The 1,033-nt window shown below is 47.1% G+C and carries 1 protein-coding gene; it reads left to right on the plus strand.

All coding sequences use genetic code 11. The features are described from left to right. Positions 1 to 47: 47 nt before the first annotated feature. Entirely contained in the window at positions 48 to 998 is a 951-nt protein-coding gene (locus tag NO992_RS23325; protein WP_371380805.1) for an IS30 family transposase, read from the plus strand. Positions 999 to 1,033 lie beyond the last annotated feature (35 nt).

Below are 1,033 nucleotides of genomic sequence, written 5' to 3' on the forward strand. Positions count from 1 at the left end.
GCCTGTTGGTGGTACTCTGTAATCGCCAAAAAACAAGAGTAGTTACCATGAGTTACAAGCAGTTGATCGAAGGACAAAGATACCAGATAGAGGCCTACTTACGCGAGGGTTTTAGTTACCGAGAAATTGGAAAGCGGCTGAGTGTTAGCCACAGCACGATAAGCCGCGAAGTTCGGCGCAATAGAATTCGGGATAATCATTATCTACCAGAGATCGCCCACGCTAAGACGATGAAGCGCCGATGTCAGGCAACGAAGTATAATATTTCAGGGCTGACTGTCACATTCGTAGAGTTCGGGTTGAGTCAAAAATGGAGTCCTGAACAGATCGCAGGCGTGGGTAAAATGATTGGTTACTCTGTTAGCCATGAGTGGATTTACGGTTTTGTGCAGCGTGATAGATTACGTGGCGGCAAGCTGTTTAAGCAGTTGCGCCATGGTCACCGCAAATATCGAAAAGGCAGTCGAGCCAAGCGAGTCATAATTCCGAATCGCGTAGGCATTGAACATCGGCCAGCCATCGTCGATACGAAAAAGCGATTTGGTGACTGGGAAGCTGATACCGTTTTAGGCAAGCAAGGGACAGGCGCGATTGTCAGCCTAGTTGAACGTAAAAGTAAGCTATACCTGCTCCGTAAAGTGCCAGCAAAGAGTGCTATTGATGTTAGCCGAGCAATGATAGGAATGCTGTGGCGGTATCGCGGCCAAGTCCGGACCATCACTGCGGACAATGGAAGTGAATTCTGTGATCACGAGCGGGTTGCAGAGAAGTTGAAAACAGATATTTACTTCGCTAATCCATACTCATCATGGGAGCGTGGGCTGAATGAAAATTTCAACGGGCTGCTGCGCCAGTACATCAAGAAAGGTACAGATTTACGGACTGTAACGGACAAGCAGATTGCTGATATTGAGCGGGCATTAAATGCCAGACCGAGAAAGTGTTTAGGATATAAACAGCCTGCTGTAGTATTCAATGAATTACGTAAAGCAGCTTAATTTAGCGAGTGGTGCACTTCGGAGTTGAATTCGCG

The sequence above is a fragment of the Pseudoalteromonas sp. DY56-GL79 genome, from assembly GCF_041414765.1.
GTDB classification, from domain to species: Bacteria; Pseudomonadota; Gammaproteobacteria; order Enterobacterales; family Alteromonadaceae; genus Pseudoalteromonas; species Pseudoalteromonas piscicida.

What these genes read in the sequence shown, in the direction of transcription:
- NO992_RS23325 (WP_371380805.1), top strand. Translation starts at nt 48, where the DNA reads ATGAGTTACAAGCAGTTGATCGAAGGACAAAGATACCAGATAGAGGCC.